This is a genomic window from Streptomyces sp. LS-MS-L19 (assembly GCF_058382285.1).
On sequence record NZ_JBYCLL010000001.1, the window covers coordinates 3379984 to 3405677 of the forward strand.

The 25694-nt window shown below is 71.9% G+C and carries 21 protein-coding genes; 14 read left to right on the plus strand and 7 right to left on the minus strand.

Going from position 1 to position 25694, the window contains the following annotated elements:
* Positions 1-17: 17 nt before the first annotated feature.
* Positions 18-2612: a protein kinase domain-containing protein gene (locus AC2XR2_RS14910; RefSeq protein ID WP_491515275.1), complete on the minus strand. Its 2595-nt coding sequence runs from the start codon at positions 2610-2612 to the stop codon at positions 18-20.
* Between the two features lie 248 nt (positions 2613-2860).
* Between AC2XR2_RS14910 and AC2XR2_RS14915 the strand changes: the two genes are divergently transcribed.
* The gene (locus tag AC2XR2_RS14915; protein ID WP_491518454.1) at positions 2861-3586 is read left to right on the plus strand and encodes a hypothetical protein; all 726 of its coding nucleotides are present in this window, start codon (positions 2861-2863) and stop codon (positions 3584-3586) included.
* Positions 3587-3661: 75 nt separating this feature from the next.
* A complete protein-coding gene (locus AC2XR2_RS14920) occupies positions 3662-4930 on the plus strand; it encodes an FAD-binding oxidoreductase (protein WP_491515276.1) in 1269 nt (422 codons plus the stop codon).
* Here the strand turns inward: AC2XR2_RS14920 and AC2XR2_RS14925 are convergent.
* Complete coding sequence (locus tag AC2XR2_RS14925; protein WP_330266925.1) at positions 4920-5495, minus strand: biotin transporter BioY; 576 nt, start codon at positions 5493-5495, stop codon at positions 4920-4922. The genes AC2XR2_RS14920 and AC2XR2_RS14925 overlap by 11 nt on opposite strands.
* A 270-nt stretch (positions 5496-5765) precedes the next feature.
* Between AC2XR2_RS14925 and AC2XR2_RS14930 the strand changes: the two genes are divergently transcribed.
* From AC2XR2_RS14930 to AC2XR2_RS14965, 8 genes are all read left to right on the plus strand, one after another.
* A complete protein-coding gene (locus tag AC2XR2_RS14930) occupies positions 5766-5852 on the plus strand; it encodes a putative leader peptide (RefSeq protein ID WP_353963568.1) in 87 nt (28 codons plus the stop codon).
* Between the two features lie 64 nt (positions 5853-5916).
* Complete coding sequence (locus tag AC2XR2_RS14935; protein WP_491515277.1) at positions 5917-7128, plus strand: ROK family protein; 1212 nt, start codon at positions 5917-5919, stop codon at positions 7126-7128.
* A gap of 180 nt (positions 7129-7308) precedes the next feature.
* Positions 7309-8376 (plus strand): ABC transporter substrate-binding protein, encoded by a 1068-nt coding sequence (locus AC2XR2_RS14940; protein WP_491515278.1) that lies wholly within the window; start codon positions 7309-7311, stop codon positions 8374-8376.
* Positions 8373-9212: an ABC transporter permease gene (locus AC2XR2_RS14945; protein ID WP_330266922.1), complete on the plus strand. Its 840-nt coding sequence runs from the start codon at positions 8373-8375 to the stop codon at positions 9210-9212. The genes AC2XR2_RS14940 and AC2XR2_RS14945 overlap by 4 nt, the downstream gene beginning before the upstream one ends.
* Positions 9188-9892, plus strand: a complete 705-nt coding sequence (locus AC2XR2_RS14950; RefSeq protein ID WP_491515279.1) for an ABC transporter ATP-binding protein — start codon at positions 9188-9190, stop codon at positions 9890-9892. Before AC2XR2_RS14945 ends, AC2XR2_RS14950 begins: the two co-directional genes overlap by 25 nt.
* 132 nt (positions 9893-10024) lie before the next feature.
* Positions 10025-11359: an LLM class flavin-dependent oxidoreductase gene (locus tag AC2XR2_RS14955; protein WP_491515280.1), complete on the plus strand. Its 1335-nt coding sequence runs from the start codon at positions 10025-10027 to the stop codon at positions 11357-11359.
* Positions 11360-11373: 14 nt separating this feature from the next.
* Positions 11374-12270, plus strand: a complete 897-nt coding sequence (locus AC2XR2_RS14960) for a TauD/TfdA dioxygenase family protein (RefSeq protein WP_491515281.1) — start codon at positions 11374-11376, stop codon at positions 12268-12270.
* Between the two features lie 132 nt (positions 12271-12402).
* A complete protein-coding gene (locus AC2XR2_RS14965) occupies positions 12403-13755 on the plus strand; it encodes an amino acid permease (RefSeq protein WP_491515282.1) in 1353 nt (450 codons plus the stop codon).
* A 126-nt stretch (positions 13756-13881) separates the two neighbouring features.
* Here AC2XR2_RS14965 and AC2XR2_RS14970 read toward each other — a convergent pair whose 3' ends face one another.
* From AC2XR2_RS14970 to AC2XR2_RS14980, 3 genes are read right to left on the minus strand one after another with little or no spacing between them, the layout of a single operon-like run.
* On the minus strand, positions 13882-14658 hold the full coding sequence (locus AC2XR2_RS14970) for an SAM-dependent methyltransferase (protein ID WP_330266917.1): 777 nt from the start codon (positions 14656-14658) through the stop codon (positions 13882-13884).
* 12 nt (positions 14659-14670) lie between these two features.
* Entirely contained in the window at positions 14671-15300 is a 630-nt protein-coding gene (locus tag AC2XR2_RS14975; RefSeq protein ID WP_491515283.1) for a histidine phosphatase family protein, read from the minus strand.
* Positions 15297-16778: an FGGY-family carbohydrate kinase gene (locus tag AC2XR2_RS14980; RefSeq protein ID WP_491515284.1), complete on the minus strand. Its 1482-nt coding sequence runs from the start codon at positions 16776-16778 to the stop codon at positions 15297-15299. Before AC2XR2_RS14980 ends, AC2XR2_RS14975 begins: the two co-directional genes overlap by 4 nt.
* A gap of 108 nt (positions 16779-16886) precedes the next feature.
* Here AC2XR2_RS14980 and AC2XR2_RS14985 point away from each other — a divergent pair, with 108 nt between their 5' ends.
* On the plus strand, positions 16887-17930 hold the full coding sequence (locus tag AC2XR2_RS14985) for a 2-hydroxyacid dehydrogenase (protein WP_381299974.1): 1044 nt from the start codon (positions 16887-16889) through the stop codon (positions 17928-17930).
* 21 nt (positions 17931-17951) lie between these two features.
* Positions 17952-19379 (plus strand): FGGY family carbohydrate kinase, encoded by a 1428-nt coding sequence (locus AC2XR2_RS14990; protein ID WP_491515285.1) that lies wholly within the window; start codon positions 17952-17954, stop codon positions 19377-19379.
* Between the two features lie 291 nt (positions 19380-19670).
* On the opposite strand, the gene AC2XR2_RS14995 is transcribed toward AC2XR2_RS14990, so the two are convergent.
* On the minus strand, positions 19671-20327 hold the full coding sequence (locus AC2XR2_RS14995) for a mycothiol-dependent nitroreductase Rv2466c family protein (RefSeq protein ID WP_381299976.1): 657 nt from the start codon (positions 20325-20327) through the stop codon (positions 19671-19673).
* 136 nt (positions 20328-20463) lie between these two features.
* On the opposite strand from AC2XR2_RS14995, the gene pepN reads away from it, so the two are divergent.
* On the plus strand, positions 20464-23052 hold the full coding sequence (gene pepN, locus AC2XR2_RS15000; RefSeq protein WP_381299978.1) for an aminopeptidase N: 2589 nt from the start codon (positions 20464-20466) through the stop codon (positions 23050-23052).
* A 206-nt stretch (positions 23053-23258) separates the two neighbouring features.
* Entirely contained in the window at positions 23259-24305 is a 1047-nt protein-coding gene (locus AC2XR2_RS15005; RefSeq protein ID WP_330266910.1) for a hypothetical protein, read from the plus strand.
* Positions 24306-24393: 88 nt separating this feature from the next.
* Here AC2XR2_RS15005 and AC2XR2_RS15010 read toward each other — a convergent pair whose 3' ends face one another.
* Positions 24394-25578 (minus strand): glycosyltransferase, encoded by a 1185-nt coding sequence (locus tag AC2XR2_RS15010; protein ID WP_491518455.1) that lies wholly within the window; start codon positions 25576-25578, stop codon positions 24394-24396.
* Positions 25579-25694: the final 116 nt, after the last annotated feature.

Genomic DNA, 25694 nt, shown 5'->3' on the forward strand with positions numbered 1-25694 from the left:
GCCCTTGCCGTGTCTGCTCACAGGACCGTGAAGCTGTCCTTCACCCTCTCGTACGTCTTGAGGGCCTGCGTCTCGGTCTCCGGCTGGTACCAGGTGTTGATCTGGTACGACTTGTCGCCCACGTTGAAGCCGAGCAGCCGGGCGTGCCAGGGGACGCCGCCGAGGGTGAAGGTGTACTCCCAGACGACGGCGGGGTGATCGCGGAACGTCGTCTCCTCCAGGCGGATCTTTTGGTAGTCCTGGCCCTGGTGGGCGTTCTGCTCGGAGGTCTCCCAGGTCTCCATCAGGTCGCCCCTCGCCAGGGAGGACTTGGCGGCGAGTTCCTGCTTGCCGTCGGGCGAGGTGTAGTGGACCTCGGCTCCGGTCTTCACGTCCCGCCGCCAGCCGGTGGGGGTCGCCCACGCGAAGCCTCCGGCCTCCTCGTGTGCGCCGGGTGGGAGGGAGCGGGGGCGGGAGGTGCCCTCGACGGTGGAGGAGGGGGTGCCGCCGGGGGTGGAGGCGCCGGGTTCGGCGACGGAGGCGGAGGCCGAACTCGACGGGGAGCCGTCCGCCTTGTCGTCGCCGGGTGAGCCGGAGGTGGTGGCGAGGATGACCGCGACCACGATGCCGGCCGCGGTGACGACGGTTCCGGCGGCGACGAGGGCGGTACGGCGGCGGGGGCGGTGGGGGGTGGCGGGGCGAGCGGGGCGGGCGGGGCCCGGGAGTTCGCCTTCGCCGGGGGGTTCCTCGGGGGGCACGCGGTGAGGGTGCGGACCGAGGACGAGGGCCGGAGCGGGGTCGGGGCCGGTGAGGGGGTGGGTGTCGGTGCCGGGGGTCTCGGTACGGACGGCGGAGTTGCCGCTGCCGCCCGCGGGGGCCGGGGCGGGGTCCTCGCCCTGGTGCCGGTCGGGTACGGGCTGATGGCCACGGATCAGGGAGACGCCGGGGCGGGAGCGGGGGGCCGGGCCGATACGGGTGGGAGCGGAGGCCGCGCGGGTGGGGGTGTCCCGGGTCGGCGCGTCCGGCATGGGGTAGTGCTCGGTGGGGGCGCCCGCGGAGAGGGAGTCCTGGGTGGGAGCGCTCGCGAGGGGCGTACTGGTCGTGGTGGCCCCGGCCCGGAGCGCGGCCCCCACGGAGTTCCCGGACGGCGCCTCGGACCTGACCTCCGAGCGCTCCTCGGACAGCGCCTCGGAGGACGCACTGGCCCCGTGCCCGGCCGGGGCGAGCGGCCCGCTGGAGGGGGGCGGTTCGACGGGGGTGCGCCCTGGGGGTACGGACGGTTCCGCGTGGGTGGGCGGCTCGTCCGAAGCGGACGGCTCGGACCCTGCGGAGCGCTCCGCGGGGGCCGACAGTTCTGGCTGTTCGGTCACCGCCTGAGGAGAGGGAGAGTTCTCGACCGCCGGACCCGCCTCCGCGCCTGGCTGTGCCGTCGGCTCCGGCGATGGCTCCGTGCCTCCCTCACCGGCGGCACTCACACCCGCGAAGGCGGCCGGTACGGCGTCCGACGGTTCCGCCTCGGCGGCTTCACCCGGCTGTTCCGGTACGGCCGGCTCGGGGCCGGTCGCCGGCTCCGGCACCCGCGGGTCCCGCACCGCCCGCACGATGCGCGGCTCCAGATAAGCCGGCGTCGGCGACTCCCGCGGAGCCCACGGCCGCGTCGGTGTCACCGCAGACTCGTCCGCCGGGTCCGGCGCGGCGCCTGGCGTGTCCGAGGGCCCGGCTTCGTCACCCGACTCGTCCGCCCCGTCCGGTCCGGCGCCCGTGTTGGAAACACCCGGTGTTCCTGGAGCCCCCGCAGTCCCAGGAATGCCCAATGTCCCCGTGCTCGGCTCCGTCGTTTCCGTGGCCTCCGCCGGACCCACCCGCAGTGTCGGCGTAGGGGCCGGGAACGCGACCGTGTGGAGGGCCGATTCGACCTCGTCCAGGCCCGGCCGTATCGACGGGTCCTTCTCCAGGAGGGCCGCCAGGATGTCGGTCAACGGGCCTGCCGCGGCGGGGAGTTCGGGCTCCTCGTAGAGGACCGCGTGCAAGGTCGCCAACGTGGTGTCGCGGGAGAAGGGGGAGCGGCCGCCCAGGGCCGCGCAGAGCGTCGCGCCGAGGGACCAGATGTCCGACGGCGGCCCCTGGGGGCGGCCCGAGACCCGCTCGGGCGCCATGTAGTCGGGCGAGCCGACGAGCATGCCGACCATGGTGAGCGCCTTGGCGTCCTGCATCGCCGCGATGCCGAAGTCCGTGAGGACGATCCGGCGGCCGGTCCGGGAGCCGGACTCCACCAGGACGTTCCCCGGTTTGATGTCCCGGTGCAGCACCCCCCGCGCGTGCACCTGGCGCAGCGCCTCCACCAGGCCGAGACCGAGCAGGGCCGTCGCGCGCGGGTCCAGCGGGCCGTCCTCCACCATCATCCGTTCCAGGGAGCGGCCCTTGACCAACTCCATGACGATCCACAGGCGTTCCCCCTCGTCCACCACGTCGTAGACCCGTACGACGTTCGGGTGGTCGATCCGTGCCGTCGCCCTGGCCTCGCGCAGGGTGCGTTCACGGCGGGTGCGGGTGTCCTCCGCGTCGAGGCCGTCGATCCGCATCTCCTTGACCGCGACCTGCCGGTCGAGCATCTCGTCGGCGGCTCGCCACACCCGCCCCATTCCCCCCTGGCCGATACTCTCGACCAGGCGATAACGCCCCGTCACCAGGAGCCCTGGAACTCCGCCGCGCCTCGCATTTCCCGTGTCTCCCGTATTCCCCGGCAATCCGCTGCACCCCCTCAACGATGTCCCGAGTGGAACACAATGGTCACACTTCGCGCCGTACCAGCATAGTGCGGAGAAATCTTGTGGTACCTCTTCAAGTACTGCGAATTCAGGCGCAGCCAAGGGGGACGAACATGAGTTCTCGTCGTATGACGACCATCGCCGGATCGCTGGTCACGGCATCCTTCTCGACGGTGATGATCCTGTCCTTCACCGCGAGCGCGGACGAGGGACCCGCAAGCAGCAAGGGGGGAAAGGCCGTTGACAAGGCGCCGGCCGGTGTGGAGCTGACGACCACACTGCCCGGCACGATCTCTGTCGACAACAGCTCGCAGAAGACCGATCTCACGGCCTCCGTGAAGAACGACGGGAGCAAGGACAGCGGAAAGATCAGGCTTTTGGTCGTCGGATTCGACGGCATGACGGTCAAAAACGTTCAAGGCTGCTCTCCGATCGAAGAAAAGGATCTGCCGGAGGGTTCGAACAGCGGTTTCGCCTGCCCCATCGACAATCTCGCGGCCGGTAAGTCGAAGTCGTACGCCGTCGACGCGACATTCGATCTCGGCAAGACCGGAAAGATCTGCCTGCCGGTGCAGACCAGCGACGGGAAGAAGACGTTCTGGCAGCAGGGACCGGTTCCGTTCGGTACGACGAACCCGTCGCCGAACGCCCCGGCCACCCCGCTGCTGCTGGGCACCGACAACAAGCCGGTGGCACCTGGCGGGGACACCCCGGGCGAGTTGCCGAAGACCGGTGTGGGACGTGACCTGCTGCCTCTCGGGGCCGCGGGCGCGGCGCTGATGACGGCGGGCACGGCCGGGCTCTGGTGGTCGCAGCGGCGGCCGCGGCGCACGGTCTGATCCACAAGAACCAGGGAAACCCATGGGGGCATAACCTGACGGAAACTGTCAGGTTATGCCTCCATCCTGTCCGGCATGAACACCTCGACCCACGACGAAGTCAGCAGTTTCCAGACCGGGTTCGCCCTGCGCCCCGACCGCGTGTTCCCGGTGCGCTCCCAGGATGACGTGGTCGCCGCCGTGCGCCACGCGGCCGACGCGCGGCTGCCGGTGACCGTGCTGGCCACCGGACACGGGCTGCCCGGCGCGGTGGAGGGCGGAGTCCTCATCAGCACCCGGCACATGGACCGGGTGACCATCGACGCCGGGGCCCGTACCGCCCGCGTCCAGGCGGGTGTCCGCTGGGGTGACGTGGTGGCGGCCGCCGCACCGCACGGGCTCGCGCCGCTCAACGGCTCCGCGCCGGGCGTCGGTGCCGTGTCGTACACGCTCGGCGGCGGACTCGGCATCCTGGCCCGGGAGTTCGGTTACGCCGCCGACCACGTCCGCTCGCTCGACGTGGTCACCGGGGACGGCCGGCCACGGCACGTGACCCCGGACTCGGAGCTGTACTGGGGTCTCCTCGGCGGCGGACACCGCCTCGGTGTCGTCACCGAGCTGGAGATCGGGCTCGTCCCCGTGCGGACGCTCTACGGCGGTTCGCTCGCCTTCGACGGACGTGAGGTCGATCCGGCGGCCGCGCTGCGGACGTACGAGGAGTGGACCAGGACCGTGCCGGACAGGCTCACCTCGTCCTTCGCGGCCGTACCGTACCCGGACCTGCCGGCGCTGCCGCCGCACCTGCGTGGGCGGTACGTCCTCTCGGTCCGGGTCGCGTACACCGGCACCGGCGGGGAGCGACTCCTCGCCCCGCTGCGGGAGACCGGGCCGGTGCTCGCGGACACCCTGCGCGAGATGCCGTACGCCGACAGCCACACCATCCACAGCGATCCCGACGTCCCGCACAGCTACTACGGGGACAGCGCGGTGCTGGGCGAGTTGGACGTGGAGCGGGCGGGTGAGCTGCTCGGGCGGACCGGGCCGGACGCGGGCGCCATGGTCGTCGTACAGATCAACCATCTGGGCGGGGCGCTGGCACGACCGGCGCCGAACTCGGTGCCGTACCGCGAAGGGCGGTTCCTGGTACGGCTGTTGACCATGGGCGAGCGGCGGCGGGCGCGTGCGCTGCTGGATCCGGCCTTCGCGCTGCTCGCGCCCGTCACCCTGGGCCGCAGTGTCAACTTCGCCTTCGGGGCCGGGGACCGGACCGAGGGGCTGCACGACGCCGAAACGCGCGAGAGGCTCGCCGAGTTGGAGTCGCGGTACGACCCGGCGAGCCTCTTGCGGCGGGGTGTCAGCGCCTGACGAGCTTCCACGCGGTGGGCAGGACGCCCATCGCCAGGGCCGCCTTGAGGGCGTCGCCGAGCAGGAACGGGGTGAGGCCGGCCGCGATCGCGGCGGACAGCGACAGGTCGGCGGCGTAGGCGAGGTAGGGCACGCCGACGGCGTAGATGATCGCCTCGCCGACCAGCATGGTGCCGGCCGTCCGCCAGACGTTGCGGTCGGCGCCGCGGCGGGCCAGGGCGCCGACCGCGGCCGAGGCCAGGATCATGCCGAGGATGTAGCCGAAGGAGACGGAGAACCCGGAGGTGCCCTGGGCGAACCACGGGAGACCGGCGAGGCCGGCCAGCGCGTAGAGCGCGAGGGAGGCGACACCGCGGCGGGCGCCGAGGCTCGTGCCGACGAGCAGCGCGGCGAAGGTCTGGCCGGTCACCGGCACCGGGGAACCCGGCACGGGCACGGCGAGCTGCGCGGCGAGACCGGTGAGCGCGGCGCCGCCGACCACGAGCGCGACGTCCCGCACGCGGGAGGCGGGGATCAGGTCGGCGAGGACCTGACCGGTGCGGGCGGGGACGACGGCGGTGCTCATGGGGACTCCGCGGGGGTGAACGACGGGGGACACGGTGACGCTATCCCGGCGCCCTGGAGCCGATCACCGTCAACGGTCGACAAAGCGGGGAACAGGGGCTTGGTGGGCTCCGGACAAAGAGTGTGGGTTACACCCGGTCCGGCGTGACCCCTGTCACTGAGGTGAGGTGGCCGGGGCGACAGGGGGGCCTGTGCACACGGCTGTGGGGAATCACCAAACGAACCCTAGTGGTCTGGTCGGATTCACCCTTCCTGACCTACCCTTCCAGACATGGTCGCCCAGTCCCGGTACTTCTCCTCGCGTCGCCACGTCGACCTGCGACGCGTGGGCACGGCCGTCTGTCGCCGTCCGGTGTGAGACGGGCTCCGGCCCGCCTCGCCCTCCGAGACGTGTCGGCCCCCGTTCCCGAGGACGGTCCTCCATGCCCCGTACCGCGGTGCCCCCTGCCACCCCCACTCCCACCTCCCGGCGCCGGACGAGCGCCAGTGTCGTCCTGCGGTCCGTGCTGGAGCACGGGCCGGTGGCGCGCAGCACCATCGCCCGGCTGACCGGGCTGTCCCCGGCGTCCGTGACGGACTACTGCTCCCGCTTCACCGAGCTCGGCCTGATCCGGGAGTCGGAGGTGCCCAAGCGCTCCCAGGGTGTGGGCCGCCCCCATGTGCCCGTCGACCTGGACGACTCACGGTTCGTCGTGGGTGGCGTCCATGTGGCCGTCCCCTATACGACCGTCACGCTGCTCGATCTGCGCGGCCGGGTGGTGGCCGTACGGGAGCTGCGGCACGACCGCGCCGACGGCTGCGGAGGCATCGACGGCAGCGACGCCCCCGCGATCCTGGCGCGGGCCGCCGCCGGGCTCACCGCGCTCCTCGACCGGTCCCCGCGGCTCAGGTGCCTGGGGGTCGGCTTCGCGGCCGGCGGCTGGGTGGACCGGGACTCCGGGACCGTGGTCGAGCACCCCCTGCTGGGCTGGCGCGAGGTGCCGGTGCGTGAGCTGCTCGGCGCCCGCACCGGCCTGCCGGTCCATGTGGACGGCCACGCGCGGGCGTTGGTCAACGCGGAGCGGCTGTTCGGGCGGGCGCGCGGCAGCCGGAGCGTGCTGCATCTGTTCGTCGGCAACGTGGTGGACGCGGCGTTCGCCACCAACGACGAGGTGCACCACGGGCCGCGCTCCCAGGCCGGGGCGATCGCCCATCTGCCGGTGCCGGGCGGCACCGAGCCCTGCGCGTGCGGGCGGACCGGCTGCCTCCAGGCCGAGTTGAGCGAGCGCACCCTGTGCCGGCGGGCCCGGCGGGCCGGGGTCACCGAGGGCGTGAACCCGATGCACGTGGTCACGGCGGCGGCCGCGGGTGACCCGGCGGCGCTGCGGCTGCTGGTGGAGCGGGCGAACGCCGTCGGGCGGGCGGCCCGGCTGCTGCTCGACGTGCTGAACCCGGAGACGGTCGTGGTGACCGAGGTCGGCATCCTGCACCGGGAGGACTGCCTCCTCGCCCTGCGCGAGGGGGTCGGCGACGACCGCGCGAGTTCCGTCGTGCCGTCGAGTTTCCCGGATTCCGTCCTTGCCGTGGCGGGCGGTTCGGTGGCCCTCGACGTGCTCTACCGGGATCCCCTGGCCGCTTCACCTGAGGCTATTTAATTCAGAAACTCCGAATGTTGACAGGGCTTCCACGGAACGGAGAACATCCTGTTCATGAGCCCGAACCTGCACTGTCGCGCCTTCTGTTGCTGACACGTTGCCCCGTGTGACGCGCTCATTTCCCCTGCGTGAACGCATTTTTTCGTGACTTTCTCCTGCACTGATTCAGGGAGCATTCCCATGCCCAATTCCCGCACGTCCGGCATCGACCGGCGGCTGTTCCTCTCCTCGGTCCTCGGCGCCGCGGCCGGTGTCGCCGGCCTGAGCGGCTGCGCCGGCAGCAGTGCCGCCGCCGACAGCAAGGACGCCCTGTCCGCCCCGCTCGCCGCCAAGGTCCCGGCCGGTACGAGCCTGAAGATCTCCTCGTATTCCGGCACCCAGCAACTTCAGCTGAAACTCGGGAAGTTGGGGGAACTACCGTTCAAGGTGTCCAGCTGGGCCAATATCAGCGCCGGTCCCGACGTCATCAACGCATTCCGCGCGGGCTCCCTGGACGTCGCCAACAACGCGGGAATCCCGCCGATCCAGGCGCACTTCCAGGGGTTCGACGCGAAGATCGTCGCGATCAACATCACCCGCAAGCCGAACTACCTCTTCGCCACCAAGCCCGGAAGTGACATCCGCACGGTCGAGGACTTCAAGGGGAAGAAGCTCGCGTTCTCGCAGGGGCAGGCCCAAGGGGTCGTGCTGCTGCGGGCGTTGAAGAAGGCCGGGCTCTCCTACGACGAGGTGAAGCTCGTCCCGCTCACCAGCAACCAGTTCTTCACCGCGCTCCAGTCCGGCCAGGTGGACGTGGCCCCGCTCGCCAACAGCCAGGCGCCCGCCTACCTCCAGCAGTACGAGGCGAAGGGCGCCCACGCCATCACCACCGACGTGGTCGACCTGCTCAACCTGCTGTGGGCGCCGGCCTCGGTGCTGAGCGACCCCGCCAAGGCCGCCGCGGTCGCCGCCTACATCCCCTTCTGGGCCAAGGGCCAGGTGTGGACGTACGAGAACCCCGACCTCTGGAACGAGGAGTTCTACGTGAAGACGCAGAACCTGACGCTCCCGCAGGCGAAGGCGGTCGCCGCGCTCGCCAACAAGCCGCTCTTCCCGCCGAGTTGGGCTGAGGCGATCAAGTGGGAGCAGGAGACCGCGGATCTGCTGGCGGAGGGCGGCTTCGTGAAGAAGTTCGACGTCGGCGAGCTGTTCGACCACCGCTTCGAGGGCATCGCCGCGAAGTCCGTGCCGGCGGAGTACCAGCGGTGAGCGCCGTGACCACGACGGTGGCCGTCGCCGCGCCCGAGGTGAGCACGCAGGTCCGCAGGCGCCGCCGGCTCTCCCCCGGCAGGCGGCTGCCCGCCGCGCGGCTCGTCGGACCGGTCCTCCTGCTCGCGCTGTGGGCCGCCGCCTCCGCCGCGGGTCGGCTCGACACCGCCGCGATCCCGGCGCCCTGGACGGTGGTGGAGACCGGCGCCCACCTGTGGACCGCCGGGACCCTGCCCACCGACATCCTGACCTCGCTCCAGCGGGCCGCGTCCGGCTTCGCGATCGGTCTGGCCGCCGGTGTCCTGCTGGCCCTGGCCGCCGGGCTCAGCCGGGTCGGCGAGGCGCTGATCGACGGGACGGTGAACCTCAACCGGGCGATTCCGACCCTCGGCCTGATCCCGCTGTTCATCCTCTGGCTGGGCATCGGCGAGTCCTTCAAGGTCGCCATCATCGCGATCGTCGTCTACATCCCGATCTACCTCAACACCCATGCCGCGCTGGCCGGCATCGACCACCGCTACGTCGAACTCGCCGAGGTCCAGGGGCTGTCGAGGTTCGCCTTCGTACGGCAGATCGTCATTCCCGGCGCGCTGCCCGGATTCTTCGTGGGACTCCGGCTCGGCGTCACCGGCTCCTGGCTCGGCCTGGTCGTCCTGGAGCAGATCAACGCCACCAGCGGACTCGGCTACATGATGTTCCAGGCCCAGAACTACGGCCAGAGCGATGTGATCCTCGTCGGTCTCGTCGTCTACGGCGTCTTCGGCCTGGTCTCCGACAGCGCGGTCCGTCTCATCGAACGGAGGGTGCTGTCATGGCGCCGCACACTGAGCAGCTGACCCGGCCGACCGTACAACTGCGCGGCCTGACCCGGTCGTTCGACGGGCGTACGGTCCTCGACGGCATCGACCTCGACATCCCGGCCGGACAGTTCGTCGCCCTGCTCGGGCACAGCGGTTCCGGCAAGAGCACGCTGCTGCGGGCGGTGGCGGGGCTGGACCACGAGGTGGTGGGCAGCGGGCAGCTGACCGCTCCCGAGCGGGTGTCCGTGGTCTTCCAGGACTCGCGGCTGCTGCCGTGGCGACGGGTGCTGGACAACGTGCTGCTGGGCACCGACGGGGAGGAGCGGGGCCGGGAGGCGCTCGCCGAGGTCGGGCTGAAGGGACGGGAACGGGCCTGGCCGAGCGAGCTGTCCGGCGGTGAGCAGCAGCGGGCCGCGCTGGCCCGGTCGCTGGTGCGGGAGCCGGAGCTGCTGCTGGCCGACGAGCCGTTCGGGGCGTTGGACGCGTTGACGCGGATCAAGATGCACGCGTTGCTGCGGGAGTTGTGGAGGCGGCATCAGCCGTCGGTGCTGCTGGTCACCCATGACGTGGATGAGGCGATTGTCCTCGCGGACCGGGTGCTGGTGCTGGAGGCGGGTCGGATCGGGCTGGACCTGACGATCGAACGTGACCGTCCGCGGGACGAGTACCGGGTGCGGTTGCTGGCGGCGCTGGGGGTTTCCGTCGGCTCCGGGTGACCGTCCCTGGGGGCTGCGCCCCCAGACCCCCATCGGCCCGAAGGGCCTCGTCCTCAAACGCCGGACGGGCTGAAAGATGCCGAACCCGGCACCTCACAAGCCCCCTGCTCTCACTCCAGCAAAGGAACCCCCATGCCCCGCCACCTCCACCTCAACGCCTTCCTCATGACCACCGGGCACCACGAAGCCTCCTGGCGGTTGCCCGAGAGTGATCCGTTCGCCCATGTGTCGCTCGAGCACTACGTGCGGCTCGCCCAGATCGCCGAGCGGGGGACCTTCGACTCGCTGTTCCTGGCCGACGGGCCGCAGTTGTGGAGCAGTCTCGCCCAGCGGCCCGCCGGTGCGCTGGAGCCGCTGACCCTGCTGACCGCACTGGCGACGGCCACCGAGCACATCGGGCTGATCGCGACCGCGTCCACGTCGTACAACTCGCCCTACAACCTGGCTCGGAAGTTCGCCTCGCTGGACATCATCAGCGGGGGCCGGGCGGGCTGGAACATCGTCACCACCGCCGGCAAGGAGGCCGCCCGGAACTTCGGTCTGGAGCACGAGCCCGCGCACGCGGAGCGGTACGCCCGGGCCGCCGAGTTCCTCGACGTCGCCCTCAAGCTCTGGGACAGCTGGGAGGACGACGCGATCGTCGGCGACAAGGCGGCCGGCGTCTGGGGCGACGACGCGAAGATCCACCCGCCCCGCCACAAGGGGACGTACTTCAGCGTCGAGGGCGCGCTCAACGTCCCCCGCTCGCCGCAGGGTTACCCACTGCTCGTGCAGGCCGGGTCGAGCGAGGACGGCAAGGAGTTTGCGTCCCGGTACGCGGAGGCCGTGTTCACCGCGCAGCAGACCATCGAGGACGCGCGGGCCTTCTACGCCGACCTCAAGGCCCGGACCGCGAGCGCGGGTCGCGATCCCGAGCACATCAAGGTGCTCCCCGGCATCGTCCCCGTCATCGGCGCCACGGAGGCCGAGGCGCTCGCGAAGGAGCAGGAGCTGGAGGACCACATCGTGCACCGGCACGGCGTGGCCAACCTGGAGAGACTGCTGCAACTTCCGGAGGGCGCACTGGAGTTGGACCGCCAGCTGCCCGCGGACCTGCCGCCCGAGTCGGCCGTCGAGGGCGCCAAGAGCCGGTACACGCTCGTCGTGGAGCTGGCCCGGCGCGACCGGCTCACCGTGCGGCAGCTGATCGGGCGGCTCGGCGGCGGCCGCGGTCACCTCACCTTCGCCGGTACGCCCGAGCAGGTCGCCGACGCGATCGAGACCTGGTTCACGCAGGGTGCCGCCGACGGCTTCAACATCATGCCGCCGGTGCTCCCCTCCGGCCTGGACGCCTTCGTCGACCACGTCGTCCCGATCCTGCGCGCCCGCGGCCTGCTCCGCACGGAGTACGGCCCGCGCACGACCCTGCGGGAGCGCTACGGCCTCCCCCGCCCCGCCAACCAGCACGTCCAGCCCGTCTACGCCTAGGAAGGACCCCTCCCATGTCCGGTATCGAGATCCGCAAGGTCACCGCGAACATCGGCGCCCACATCTCCGGCGTCGACCTCTCCCGCCCGCTCGACGAGGAGACGGCCACCGCTCTCCGCGAGGCCCTCAACGCCCACAAGGCGCTGGTCTTCAGTGACGTGAACCTCGACGACGCGGGCCAGCAGGCCTTCGCGCGGCACTTCGGCGAGCTCACCACCGCCCACCCGACCGTGCCCGCGATCGACGGCTCCCCGAACGTCCTGCCGGTCGACAGCGAGGGCGGCCGGGCCGCCAACCACTGGCACACCGACGTCACGTTCGTCCTCAACCCGCCCCAGGCCAGCACCCTGCGCAGCCTGACGATCCCGCCGTACGGCGGCGAGACCCTGATCGCCAACTCGGCGGCCGCCTACCGGGACCTCCCGGAGCCCCTCCGGCGCCTCGCCGACGACCTGTGGGCCGAGCACACCAACGACTACGACTACGCCGTACCGGAGGAGACGCTGGACGAGGAACAGGCCGCCCGGCGCGCCCAGTTCACCTCGATCAAGTACCGCACGGCGCACCCTGTGGTGCGGGTGCACCCGCTGACCGGTGAACGCGGGCTGTTCATCGGCGGGTTCGCGCAGCGGATCGTGGGCCTGTCGACCGGCGAGTCCCGCAAGCTGCTCGACATCCTCCAGTCGTACGTGACCCGGCCGGAGAACCTGCTGCGCCACCGCTGGTCGGAGAACCAGCTCGTCCTCTTCGACAACCGCATCACCCAGCACTACGCCGTCGACAACTACGACGGTCTGCCGCGCCGGCTGCACCGGGTGACCGTCGCCGGGGACATCCCGGTGAACATCGAGGGCAAGGAGAGCTACTCGATCGAGGGCGACGCCTCGCACTACACGGCCGTAGCCGCGTAGTCACGGCCGTAGCCGCGTCGTCACAGCAGGTGCCGGACCCGTCCGCATGATGGGCGGTCTCCTCTCTGGCCAGGGGAGACCGCCCAGACTGTGGGCGTTTTTGCCGTCTCACGCACTGGACGAACCGCGCCCATGCCCAGCACCACGGTCAAGGCTCCACAAGAGTCCGCCGCCTCGCTCTCCCACGGTCTCAAGCAGCGCCATCTGTCGATGATCGCCCTCGGCGGGGTGATCGGCGCCGGACTGTTCGTCGGTTCCGGCGCGGGGATCGCCGCCGCCGGCCCGTCGATCGTCCTCGCCTACACGCTCTCCGGCCTCCTCGTGATGCTGGTGATGCGGATGCTCGGCGAGATGTCGGCCGCGTATCCCTCCTCCGGCTCCTTCTCCGCGCACGCCGAGCGGGCGATCGGCCCGTGGGCCGGATTCACGGCCGGATGGTCGTTCTGGGTGCTGCTGTGCACCGCCGTGGGCCTGGAGGGCATCGGCGCCGCGAAGATCGTGACCGGCTGGCTCCCCGGGACCCCCGAGTGGGCCTGGGTGGCCCTGTTCATGCTGGTCCTCTGCGCCACGAACCTGGCCGCGGTGAAGAACTTCGGCGAGTTCGAGTTCTGGTTCGCCGCCCTGAAGGTCGGTGCGATCGGCCTGTTCCTGGTCCTGGGAGCCCTGGCGATCGCCGGCGTCCTGCCCGGCACGGACTCCCCCGGCACCGCCAACCTCACCGGCCACGGGGGCTTCTTCCCGGGCGGCGGCGAGGGCCTGGTCGTCGGCCTGCTCGCCTCGGTCTTCGCGTACGGCGGCCTGGAGACGGTCACCATCGCGGCCGCCGAGTCGGAGGACCCGGTGCGCGGGGTGGCGAGCGCGGTGCGTACGGCGATGTGGCGCATCGCGCTGTTCTACGTCGGCTCGATGGCGGTCATCGTCACGCTGGTCCCCTGGGACGCGAGGGCCGTCGTGGAGAAGGGCCCGTACGTCGCCGCCCTCGACGAACTGGGCATCCCGGGTGCCGGGCAGCTGATGAACGTGGTGGTGCTGGTGGCGCTGCTCTCCGCGATGAACGCCAACCTCTACGGCTCCTCGCGCATCGCCTACTCGCTCGTCACGCGCGGTCTGGGCCCGAAGTCCCTCGGCCGGGTGTCCGCCGGCGTCCCGCGGATCGCGGTGCTGGTCTCGTGCGTCTTCGGCTTCGGCTGTGTGGTGCTGAGCTACTGGCGGCCCGACGACGTCTTCTCGTGGCTCCTCAACATGATCGGCGCGGTGGTCCTGGTCGTGTGGACCATCGTCGCCGTCTCCCACCTGCGGCTGCGCCGCTCCCGGGCCTTCCCCCTGCTGACCTGGGCCGCCCTGGCGGGCATGGCGGCGATCCTCGTGCTGATGGCCCGGGAACCGGGCACGCGGGTGCAGTTGTACGCGACGGGCGCGATGACGCTGGCGCTGGCGGTCGCCGGATACGCACGACAGAAGGCGCTTCCTGTTGCTAATGTGTAGTTGCAAGCCACTTGCAATAAGGCGCCTCGCCTCGTGATCGTCTTCTCAACCTTCACGGGGGCGGGTGGAGAAAGGAAGGCCCCCGCGAGGACGTGACTCGCGGGGGCCTTCCGTGTTCGGGGGCCGTCAGGGCTTGCGGCCCACACCGCCGTGCTGGCCGATCGGGGCCGGTGCCGCGTCGCCGTCCGGGCGCCACAGCGGGACCGACACCACACCCGGGTCCACCAGCTCCAGGCCCTCGAAGAACGCCTCGATCTTCTCGACCGGGCGCAGGAAGTAAGGCACCGCACCGGTCTCGTTGTAGGCGTCCTGGGCCTGTTCGTAGTCCGGGTCGGTGCCGCGGGACCCGTCGTTGACGCACAGGTAGCTGCCGGAGGGCAGACCCGCCAGCAGCCGGCGGACCAGGTCCCGGGCCAGGTCGTAGTCGGTGACATGGCCGAGGATGCCACTGAGGATCAGGGCCGTGGGGCGGGTCAGGTCGAGGGTCCGGGAGGCCGCCTCGAGGATCTTCTCCGGCTCGTACAGCGTCAGGTCCTCGTACGCCGTCTCGCCCTCCGGGGTGGAGGTGAGCAGGGCGCGGGCGTGGGCGAGGACCAGCGGGTCGTTGTCGACGTAGACGATCTTCGCCTCGGGGGCGAAGCGCTGGGCGACCTCGTGGGTGTTGTCGACCGTCGGCAGCCCGGTCCCGACGTCCAGGAACTGGCGGACGCCCGCCTCCTCGACCAGGTACCGGATGCTGCGGCCGAGAAAGGCCCGGCTGCTGCGGGCGATCGTGACGATGCCGGGGAAGACGGCGGTGTAGGCGTCGCCGGCCGCCTCGTCGACGGGGTAGTTGTCCTTCCCGCCGAGCCAGTAGTTCCAGATCCGGGCCGAATGCGGCACCGAGGTGTCGATCTCCGTCATGGTCCTATCGTGCTACGACCGGTCCTGCTCGCACGGCACATTGAGCGAGAGAAGTGCGGCGGATCCGTCCTTGTCGAGGCGGAGTTCGGTGATCGCCGCGTTGCGCAACCGCGGGAACACTCTGCGGTACTGGGCGAGCGGGATACCGAGGAGGGTGCACAGCACCAGCCGCAGCAGGGTGTTGTGGGCGACGACCAGGACCCGTTCGCCGGGATGGGCGGCGGCGATGCGGCGCAGGGCCGCGGTGCCGCGGGCGGCGGCCGCCGTCGGATCCTCCGCGCCGGGGAAGGGGTACGTCACCGGGTCCGCGCGGAACGCCTCGGCCGCGTCGGGGACTTCGGCGGCGAACTCGTTGAGGGTGCGGCCCTCCACCACGCCGAAGTCGCACTCCCTGAGGCCGGGTTCGCGGTTCGGGGTGATGCCGAGGGCCCGTGCGGCCGGCTCGGCGGTGGCGATCGCCCGCGACAGGTTCGACGTCCAGATCGCGTCGGGACGGTGGGTGGTGGCCCATCTCCCGAGTGCCTCCGCCTGTTCGCGGCCCTCGTCGGTGAGGCCGATGTCGCTGACGCCCGCGTAGCGGTTCTCGGCGTGCCAGATGGTTTGGCCGTGGCGGGTCAGGAGGAGGGTTGTGCCTGTGGTCATGGGCTGGTCCAGTCGGTAGGTGCGGCGCCGTCGGGGCTGGTCGCGCAGTTCCCCGCGCCCCTGGGTGGGTTCAGTCGGCTGTACGCCTGCGCCGCGACCGGAGCTGGAAGCCAGCCCCGCTGGGTGAGTTCGTCGACGAGGCGGGCGTACGGGTCGGCGAAGAGGGTGGTGCGCTTCAGGTTGGGATCGAACGTCGTGCGGATGCGGACCATGCGCTCCGCGACGTCCGCCAGCGGCTCCCCCGTGACGCCGTGGGCCGCCAACGCGGCCATCCCCAAAGCCGGTTCCGGCTGTTCCGGGACTCGGGCCGGGCGGCCCAGGATGTCGACACGCAGCTGGTTCCAGTAGGCGCTGCGGGCCGCGCCGCCGGTGAAGGTGAGGGGGCCGTCGAGCGGGGCGCCCAGGTGGTGCAGGTAGTCCAGGCACAGGCGCTCCGCGAACCCGACGCCCTGGAGGAGCGCGGCCCAGTGGTCGGCGTCGTCGGCCGGGGTGCCGAGGAGGAAGGTCGTGGCGTCCGGGGCGCGGAACGGGAACCGCTCCCCGCGCGACACCAGCGGGTAGGCGATCGCGCCGGACGGCTCGAACGCGGCCGCCCGTTCGTCCATGGCCGCGGGGTCGGCGTCCGCCGGAAGGGCACCCGCGCCCACGCTCGACGCCCCGCCCGGCAGCCAGGTCCCGTCCGGTGCGCGGTGGTTGTAGACCACGCCGGTGGGGTCCCGGACCGGTTCCGGGGCGGCCCCCTTGAGGACGAGGGTCGTGCCGAGCACCGAGTTCCAGGAGCCGGGCCGCAGCGCGCCCGCCGCGATCTGGGCCGCGCAGCCGTCGGTCATCCCGGCGACGACCGGGGTCCCGGCCGGGATGCCGGTGGCCTCGGCGGCGGCCGGGCAGACCTCGCCGAGCCGGGTGCCGGGGCGGACCACCTCGGGGAGGTCGAGGGCGATGTCCGGCCAGGCGTCGCGCTGAAGGTCGTAGCCCGTCTTCAGGGCGTGACTGGAGTCGGTGGGCACCGGCGCGCCGACCAGCCGGGCGGTGACGGTGTCGGGCTGGTGGGTGACCCGGCCCCTGCCGTGGGCGGCGACGAGCCACAGCGCCTTCGGCAGCGCCCAGGTGTCCTGGACCGCGAGGCCCGCCGCCCGCAGTCCGGCCGCCTCGGTCGCCGCGCGGGCGTCGTCGTACATGAGTGCGGGGCTGGTCGGGCGGCCCTGCCGGTCCGTCAGCAGCACGGTCCCGGACGTCCCGCAGACCGCGAGGCCGCCGATCCGTACGCCCGTCCGAGTGGTGAGCGCCGCCCGGGTCGCCGTGCGCACGGCCTCCCACCACTCCCCCGGGTCCTGCTCGTGCCGCGCGCCCTCGCGCCGGCCGCCGAGCGGAGCGGAGCCCCGGCCCAGCACGGTTCCGGTGGCCGTGACCACCAGCGCGCGCACGCTCTGCGTGCCGAGGTCGATCCCCAGCCACGCCGTCTCGTTCTCGTCGGTCATCTCCGCCATCTCCGCCCTACGGGCACCTCCCACCCGCACGGGGTCTATGCGTACCCCGGACCGGCGGCTCAACATCGTGACAGTGAAGCGACGATCCGGAGGTCGACGATGACCCACAGGACCGATCCCGTACGTGTCGTGGCGGCCGGCGACCACTTCGTACTGCCGGGGCTGATCGCCGGGGCCGTCGAGGCCGAGCTGGGCGACATCGCCGTGGAGACGAAGGAGTTGACGCTCGGCTGGCCCCTCGAACCCTTCGGGCCCGTCTCCGAGGTGACGGAGGCCAGTGACGCCGAGGACGAGCTGATCGAGGCGCTGGACGGCGCGGAGGTCCTCGTCACCCAGATGGGCCCCGTCACCGAGCGGGTGCTCGACGCCGCCGACCGGCTGAAGCTGGTCGTGGTGTGCCGGGGCGGCCCGGTCAACGTGAACCTCGACGCGGCCAAGGCCCACGACGTACGGGTGTGCTTCGCGCCCGGGCGCAACGCCGCCGCCACCGCCGAGTTCACCGTCGGCATGCTGCTCGCCGCCCTGCGCCGCATCCCGCAGGCCCACCACCTCCTGGCCGCACAGGACCGCTGGGAGAGCGGCGCCGCCTACTACACCTACGAGCACAGCGGCCTGGAGCTGGAGGACCTGCCCGTCGGACTCGTCGGCTACGGCGCCGTCGGCAGCCGGGTCGCGCGCGTGCTGTGCGCCTTCGGGGCGCAGGTCATGGTGTACGACCCCTATGTGCGCGGCGAGATCCACGGCCTGCGGGTGAACTCCCTGGACCAGCTCCTCGCCCGCTCCCGGGTCATCACCCTGCACGCCCGGCTCACCGCCGAGACCCGCGGTCTGATCGGCGCCCGCGAGCTGGCGCTGCTGCCGGAGGGGTCGGTCGTGGTGAACGTGGCGCGCGGCCCGCTGATCGACGAGAGCGCCCTGTGCGACGCCCTGGAGGCCGGCCGGCTGTCGGCGGCCGCCCTCGACACCTACGAGCTCGAACCGCTGCCCGCGGACTCCCGGCTGCACGCCCTGGCCGACCGGGTCGTCCTGACCCCGCACCTCGGCGGGGCGAGCCGGGCGGTGGCGGAGAAGGCGGCGAGGATCGCGGCGGAGGAGGTGGGCCGCTGGGCGCGCGGGGAGCGGTTGGCGCACTGCCTGACCTGACGGCCGTAGAAGGGAATGCGTATGTACGTCGGTATCGATGTGGGCACGTCCGTCGTCAAGGCCGCCGCCTTCGACGGTGAGGGACGCCAACTGGCCGTCGAGTCGCGCCCGGTGGAGCTCTCCCTGCGCGGCGGCTTCGTCGAGCAGGACATGACCGAGGTCTACGACGCCGTCGTCGACGTCCTCGGCAAGCTGACCGCGCGGGTGCCGGAGCCGGTGGAGCTGGCCGGGCTGACCGGACAGGGCGACGGCGTGTGGCTGGTCGACAAGGAGGGCCGGCCGGTGCGGTCCGCGGTGTCCTGGATGGACGGGCGGGCACACGAACTGCTCGACCAGTGGCTGGCGGACGGCACCTTCGAGACGGTGTTCCGGCGGACCGGCGGCGCGATGTTCCCGGGTTCACCGGGTCCGCTGCTGGCCTGGCTGGACCGGTACGACCCGAAGTCCCTGGACTCTGCCGCGGCCGCCGTGTACTGCAAGGACATGGTCTTCCAGCGGCTGACGGGTGCTGCGCGGGCTTTGACGGACGTGTCGGACGCGTCCATGCCGTTCCTCGATCCGCGGACCCGGACGTACGACAACCGGGTGGTGGAGCTGCTGGGGCTCACGCGCCGGCGTCGGTTGCTGCCCTCCGTCGAGGACCGGATCGCCACGGGGGCGGCTCGGGGGGAGGGACTGCCGTCCGGGACGCGGCTCTCGAACGGTCCGTACGATCTGCCGGCCTGTGCGCTGGGGGCGGGGGTCACGGAGCCGGGGGACGGACTGCTCATCGTCGGTACGTGTCTCGCCGCGCTGGTCGCCACGACCGAGCTGGATCTGAGCGGTGAGCCGGCCGGGCTGTACATCTCGACCGACCGGCCGGGGTATCGGCTGCGGGCCATGCCGGCGATGGTGGGGACGGCCGCGCTGGACTGGGTGCTGTCGACGACGGGGGTGACGCATGCGGAGGTGGACGGGTTGCTGGCGTCGACTCCTCCGGGGGCGCACGGGGTGCGGGTGCTGCCGTACTTCGCTCCCTCCGGGGAGCGGGCGCCCTTCGTCGAGCCTCATCTGCGGGCCGAACTGAGCGGGGTGTCGCTGGAGACGACCAAGGCCGATCTGATCCGGGCGACCTGTGAGGGGATCGGGTACGCGGCTCGGCACTGTCTGGAGGCGGCCGGGCTGACGGGGTCGCTCGCGGTGTGCGGTGGGGGGACGCGGAGTTCGGCGTGGATGCGGTTGCTGGCCGATGTGCTCGGGCGGCCGCTCAGGGTGGTGGAGGGGGAGGTGGGGGCTCGGGGGGCGGTGCTGGCCGCGGCTGAGCGGTACGGGGTGTCTCTTGATGCCGGGGTCTGGACGGAACCTACGGCGATTGTTGAGCCGGATCCTGGGCGTTCCGCGTATTACGCCGAGGGGTTTCAGGAGCATTTGGCGCGGTTGGATGTGGCTCGGGGGACGGCCGGTCGTTAGCCGCGGCACCGTCGTGGCTGGTCGCGCCCACGCGGCGGAGCCGCATATCGATACAGCCCCGCGCCCCTGGGTGGACTGGAGTACTCGATGTTCATGCGGTGCTCGAATTGTGGTGGGTCGCTTCAGGAGTTCCGGGCTCTCACCGACGAGGAGCAGAAGTTCGTCCGGGAGCACAAGCCCAAGCACACGCGCCTGGGCTCGTACTACCGGTGTGCCCGTGAAGGGTGTCTGCGATATCAGCGGCTCGGGGATCAGAACGACGGAGGTTCCTTCCCCGAGCCGGAGAAGTGACTACAGGTTGCTGAAGTCGGGGCCCTTGGTGCGGGTGCGCTTGATCTCGTAGAAACCCGGGACCGAGGCGACCGCCACCGTGCCGTCCCAGAGGCGGGCGGCCTCCTCGCCCTTGGGGGCCGGGGTGACGACCGGGCCGAAGAAGGCGATCTGCCCGCCGTCGGGGCCCGGGACCGCGATGACCGGGGTGCCGACGTCCTGGCCGACCTTGTCGATGCCCTCCTTGTGGGAGGCGCGCAGCTCGGCGTCGAACTCGAAGTCCTTCTGGTCGAAGTACTCGATCAGGTCGGCGGGCAGGCCGACGTCCGCGAGGGCGCCCTCGACGGCCTCGCGCGTCGGGCCCTGGCCCTCGTTGTGGATCCGGGTGCCGAGCGCCGTGTACAGCGGGCCGAGGATGTCGGAGCCGTGCTTCTGCCAGGCCGCGGTGACCACCCGGATCGGCTGCCAGGCCTTGGTCTCCAGGAGCTCGCGGTACTCCTCGGGCAGCTCGTCGAGCTTCGGCTCGTTGAGCACGGCCAGGCTCATGATGTGCCAGCGCACCTCGATGTCGCGGACCTTCTCCACCTCCAGGACCCAGCGGGAAGTCATCCAGGCCCAAGGGCACAGCGGGTCGAACCAGAAGTCGACGGGGGTCTTCGTGGAGGTGGTCTCGGACATGCGTCTCCTCAAGAAGTGTTCGATTGCCAGGAGAACGTCGGCCGCACCCCGCCCATTCCCGGCTGACCGATGTCAGGAGCACATGGCAGGATCGGGCCTGTCCGCATGCTGAACACCATCCGAGGGAGCATCGCCCGTGCCCGGTGAGAATCTGTCCCGTGACGAGGCCCGGGAGCGGGCCGCCCTGCTGTCCGTCGACGGGTACGACGTGTCGCTCGACCTGCGCTCGGCGGTCGGCGACCAGGCCGGGGACGGTCCGCGCACCTTCCGGTCCGTGACCACGATCCGCTTCCGGTGCAACGAGCCGGGGGCCACCAGTTTCGCGGACCTGATCGCGCCGAGCGTCACGGCCGTGTCGCTGAACGGGCGGGACCTCGACCCGGGCGAGGTCTTCGACGGCTCCCGGATCGCCCTGGAGGACCTGGCCGCGGACAACGAACTGGTCGTCGACGCCCAGTGCGCCTACTCCCGCACCGGCGAGGGCATGCACCGCTTCGTCGACCCCGAGGACGGTGAGGTCTACCTCTACACGCAGTACGAGCCGGCCGACTCCCGCCGGGTCTTCGCCAACTTCGAGCAGCCGGACCTGAAGGCGCCGTACCGCTTCGAGGTGCGGGCGCCCGAGGGCTGGACGGTGTGGAGCAACGGGGTCGGCGCGGAGAGCGACGGCGTGTGGCGGTTCGCGGAGACCAAGCCGATCTCGACGTACATCACGTGTGTGGTGGCCGGTCCCTACCACTACGTGACGGACTCCTACGAGCGGGTCCTCGAGGACGGCACCCGTCTGGAGATCCCCCTCGGCGCCCTGTGCCGCAAGGGGCTCGCCCCCCACTTCGACTCCGACGACGTGTTCCTCGTGACCAAGCAGGGGCTGGACTTCTTCCACGAGCACTTCGACTACCCGTACCCCTTCGGGAAGTACGACCAGGCGTTCGTGCCCGAGTACAACCTCGGGGCGATGGAGAACCCGGGTCTGGTGACCTTCCGCGAGGAGTTCATCTTCCGGGGCAAGGTCACGCAGGCGTCCTACGAGGGCCGGGCCAACGTCGTCCTGCACGAGATGGCGCACATGTGGTTCGGCGACCTGGTCACCATGGTGTGGTGGGACGACCTGTGGCTGAAGGAGTCCTTCGCGGACTTCATGGGCACCTTCGCCAACGTGGGCGCGACCCGCTTCAAGGACGCCTGGATCACCTTCGCCAACCGCCGCAAGGCCTGGGCCTACCGCGCCGACCAGCTGCCCTCCACGCACCCGATCACCGCTGACATCCGCGACCTCCAGGACGCCAAGCTCAACTTCGACGGCATCACCTACGCCAAGGGCGCCTCCGTACTGAAGCAGCTCGTCGCGTACGTCGGCCAGGACGCGTTCCTCGAAGGCGCGCGGCGGTACTTCAAGCGGCACGCGTACGGCAACACGCGGCTCGGTGACCTGCTGTCGGTCCTGGAGGAGACCAGCGGCCGTGACATGGGCGCGTGGGCGCGGTCCTGGCTCCAGACGGCCGGGGTCAACTCGCTCACCCCGCAGGTGCTGCTGTCCAGGGAAGGGCTCGTGGACGAGCTCGCGGTCGTGCAGGAGGCCGCGGAGTCGCACCCCGAGCTGCGGCCGCACCGGGTGGCGGTGGGGCTGTACCGCTCCTCGGCGGACGGGGCGCTGGAGCGGTACGCGCGCGCCGAGGTCGACGTCGACGGCCCGCGCACGGTCGTGGCGGAGCTGGCCGGTGCCGAGGCACCGGAGCTGGTGCTGGTCAACGACGACGACCTGACGTACTGCAAGACCCGCTTCGACGCGGGCTCCCTGGAGACCCTGAAGTCCGGGCTCGGCTCGGTGTCCGACCCGCTGGCCCGCGCCCTGTGCTGGTCGGCGCTGTGGAACATGACACGGGACGCGCTGCTGCCGGCGCGGGACTTCGTGGAGCTGGTGACGCGGTTCGCGGGGCGCGAGTCGGACATCGGTGTGGTGCAGATGCTGCACGCCTGGGCCGAGTCGGCGGTCACGCACTACGCGGCCCCCGACTGGCGTCCGCGCGGCGCCGCCCTGCTCGCCGAGTGCGCCGAGCGGGAGCTGCTGGAGCGGGCCGAGCCGGGCAGCGAGCACCAGCTGGCGTGGGCACGCTTCTTCGCCCGCACGGCCGAGACCGCGGGCGGCTTCGACCTGCTGCGGGGGCTGCTGGACGGCACGTCGACGGTGCCGGGTCTGGAGGTCGACCAGGAGCTGCGGTGGGCGTTCCTGGAGCCGCTCGTGGTGCACGGGCTCGCCGGTGAGAAGGAGCTGGAGGCGGAGCTGGCCCGGGACGACACCGCGTCCGGCAAGCGCCACCAGGTGCGGTGCCTGGCCGCGCGGCCGTCCGCCGCGGTGAAGGCGCAGGGCTGGGCGCAGGTCGTGGAGTCGGACGCGCTGTCCAACGCGCTGGCCGAGGCGACGATCGCGGGCTGGGGCCGGCCGAGCCAGCGGGAGCTGCTCGCCCCCTACACGGAGAAGTACTTCGCGGCGCTCACCCGGATCTGGCGGGACCGTTCGATCCAGATCGCGATGAACATCGTCTCGGGGCTGTTCCCCTCGCTCCAGGACTCGGGGGCCACACTGGACGCGGCCGACGCGTGGCTCGCGGCGCACGAGGACGCGGCGCCGGCGCTGCGCAGGCTGGTCCTTGAGGGGCGGGACGATCTGGCGCGGACGCTGCGGGGGCAGGCGTGCGACGCGCAGGCCGTCAACCGGGGCTGACCTCTGGCCTGAGCTTGAGCGTCCGGTAGCCGTTACGAAATTCGTTCCCCAGCGGCCGTAACCCCTGGTCCCACCCGAATGGACCAGGGGTTTTCGCTGCCTACTCGGCATCCGAACACCCGTCCTTTAGTGCTGCCTTGTCCGTATTTGTCGACGGGCTTGTAACAGCGGTTAGCGGGCCGATCAGGTGCGGGAATCTCCGCTGCATGAACCACAACACCCCGGTCCCCCCGCTCTCCCCCCGCCCCCTTCGTCACCTCGCCGAGGTGCACCGCCGTGTCATGACGGCCGGCCGCCTCCGTTCGCAGGGCGTCTCGGCCGCCGAAGCCAACGAGCAGTGCCGGCCCGGCGGCCCCTGGCAGCAGCTCCTCCCGGGTGTCTTCCTGCTCCACCCGGGCCCGCCGACCAGCGAGGAGCGGCTGCACGCGGTGCTGATGTACGCGGCACGGGAACGCGGCACCGGGGTGCCCGCCCAGCCGGGCGCGGAGGACCCGCACCGGCCGGTGTACGCCGAGGCCATGATCACGGGCCTGGCGGCGCTGACCCTGCACGGCTTCAGCTCGACCCCGCCGCTGCTCTCCCTGGACCGGATCGACGTGCTGGTGCCGCGGATGCGCCGGCTGCGCTCGGCGGGCGGCGCGCGGATCGTCCGCACCTCGGCGCTCCCGGCCCCCGAGCAGGTCACCGGTCTCCCGGTCGCCCCGGTGCCGCGCGCCCTCGCGGACGCGGTCACCGAGCTGACGGACCCGGGCGCGGTACGCCGGCTGCTGACCGAGGCGGTGCGCGGCGGCCACTGCGAACCGGCCGCCGTCGTACGGGAGTTGAACAACGCCAAGCTGCTGAGCCGACCGCACGTGGTGGACGCGGTGGACTCCCTGCTCGCCGAGGGCCGCGCCATCGCGGAGGACCGCCTGTACCGGATGGTCCGGGAGTACGGTCTGCCCGACCCGGTGTGGAACGTCGACCTGCGGCTCCCGGGCGGACCGCACCTGGGCGGCCTGGACGCGTACTGGCCCGAGCAGGCCGTGGCGGTGGAGCTGGACACCCGGGCGCCCCGGCAGGACGAGGACGCGCTCTGGTCCGAGTACGCGCGCAAGCGCGAGCACCTGGAGCGGCTCGGCATCACGGTTGTCCACATCACCCCGCGCAAGCTCCGCGACGCGATGGAACAGCAGGCCACGGTCGTCCGTACGGCCCTGATGGCCTCCGGCGACCGAGATCCCGCGGCCTATGTCGTGGTCCTGCCCCGGTAGTGACGGACCGGGGAGGGATCAGGAGGGGAGAGGAGGGGCCCACCGGGACTGGGGAACCGGGGGCCCCTCCTCGTCGCGTACCCCGGGTCTAGAACGGCTCCGGAAGCGCCGGGCGGGTGGCGTTCGTGGCGGCGCGGTCCAGCAGGGCCGCGTACGACGCGATCATCCTCGTACGGCTGAAGCGTTCCCGGCTCGCCGCGAGGGCCGGGGCGAGGTCGGCGCGTGAGGCCACCGCCCGCGACCAGGCCGCCGCGATCGCCTCCGGGTCCGGGTCGGTGACCAGACCGACGCCCGCGACGATCGCCGCGCTGTCGCCGACGTCCGTCGCCACCGGGACCGCGCCGCACATCATGCCCTCGATCAGGCACAGCGGGGCCGCCTCGCCCCACGCGGAGGTGAGGGCGACGACGTCGGAGGCGGCGTACAGCAGCTCCATGTCACGGCGGACACCGAGCAGGCGCAGCCCCCGGTCCGCCAGGCCCGCGGCTCCCGCGAACGCCGTCGCGATGTCGGCGATGAGTCCGGGGTTCGCCGCCGTCATGCCCGCCCCGCACAGCAGCACCCGGCCGTCCGGGACGCGGGCGAGCCAGGCGCGGGCGGCGGCGAGCAGCAGGGGGACGTTCTTCATGCCGTCGTAGCGGGCGGCGAAGACGACCACGGGGGCCGCGGGGTCGATGCCGAGCTCCGCGCGCAGGGCACGGCGGCGGGCCGCGTCGGGGCGGAAGCGGGCGAGGTCGACGCCGTTGGGGATCACGTGGAGCAGGTCGGCCGGGACGCCCGCGGCCTGGTAGGCGGCCCGCGTCGACTCGGCGCAGCAGACGCAGGCCACGACCGTGCCGTCGGCGATGGCGGCCTTCAGTTCGCCGAGGGCGGTGCCCTGGTTCTCCGGGTCGGAGCGGTGCAGACAGACCACGACCGGGCGGCGCGGCAGGCCCGCCTGGTTGAGCATCGCGAGCGGCTGCTCCTTGAGGGAGAGGACGACGTCGGCGCCGGCCGTGGCCCGGGCGGTCTCGGCCAGCTCCGGGCCGGTGAAGCCGGCCGGAACGCCGGGGCCGTGGAAGGTGCGGCCGAGGGAGGTGACGCCCACTCCGGCGGCGGTCAGCGCTCGGTAGCAGGTGTCGTCCGTCATCCGCTGCCGGGTCGCCTCCCGGTGCACCTCGCCGTGCAGGCTCAGCACCTGGTGCCGCTGGCCGCCCTCGGTGAGGCCCAGCACGATGTCGCTGTGGACGATCCGGGCCCCACCGGAGAAGAAGCCCTCGTAGACCGACAGCACCCGCAGTTCGTGTCCCGTACGCACACGACCACCCGCCTTGCACACAGATCGAGCCATCCCCGTGAAGTGCGGGTTAGCCGATATGAGGCGGTACGGACGTTACGTCCGGATGAACT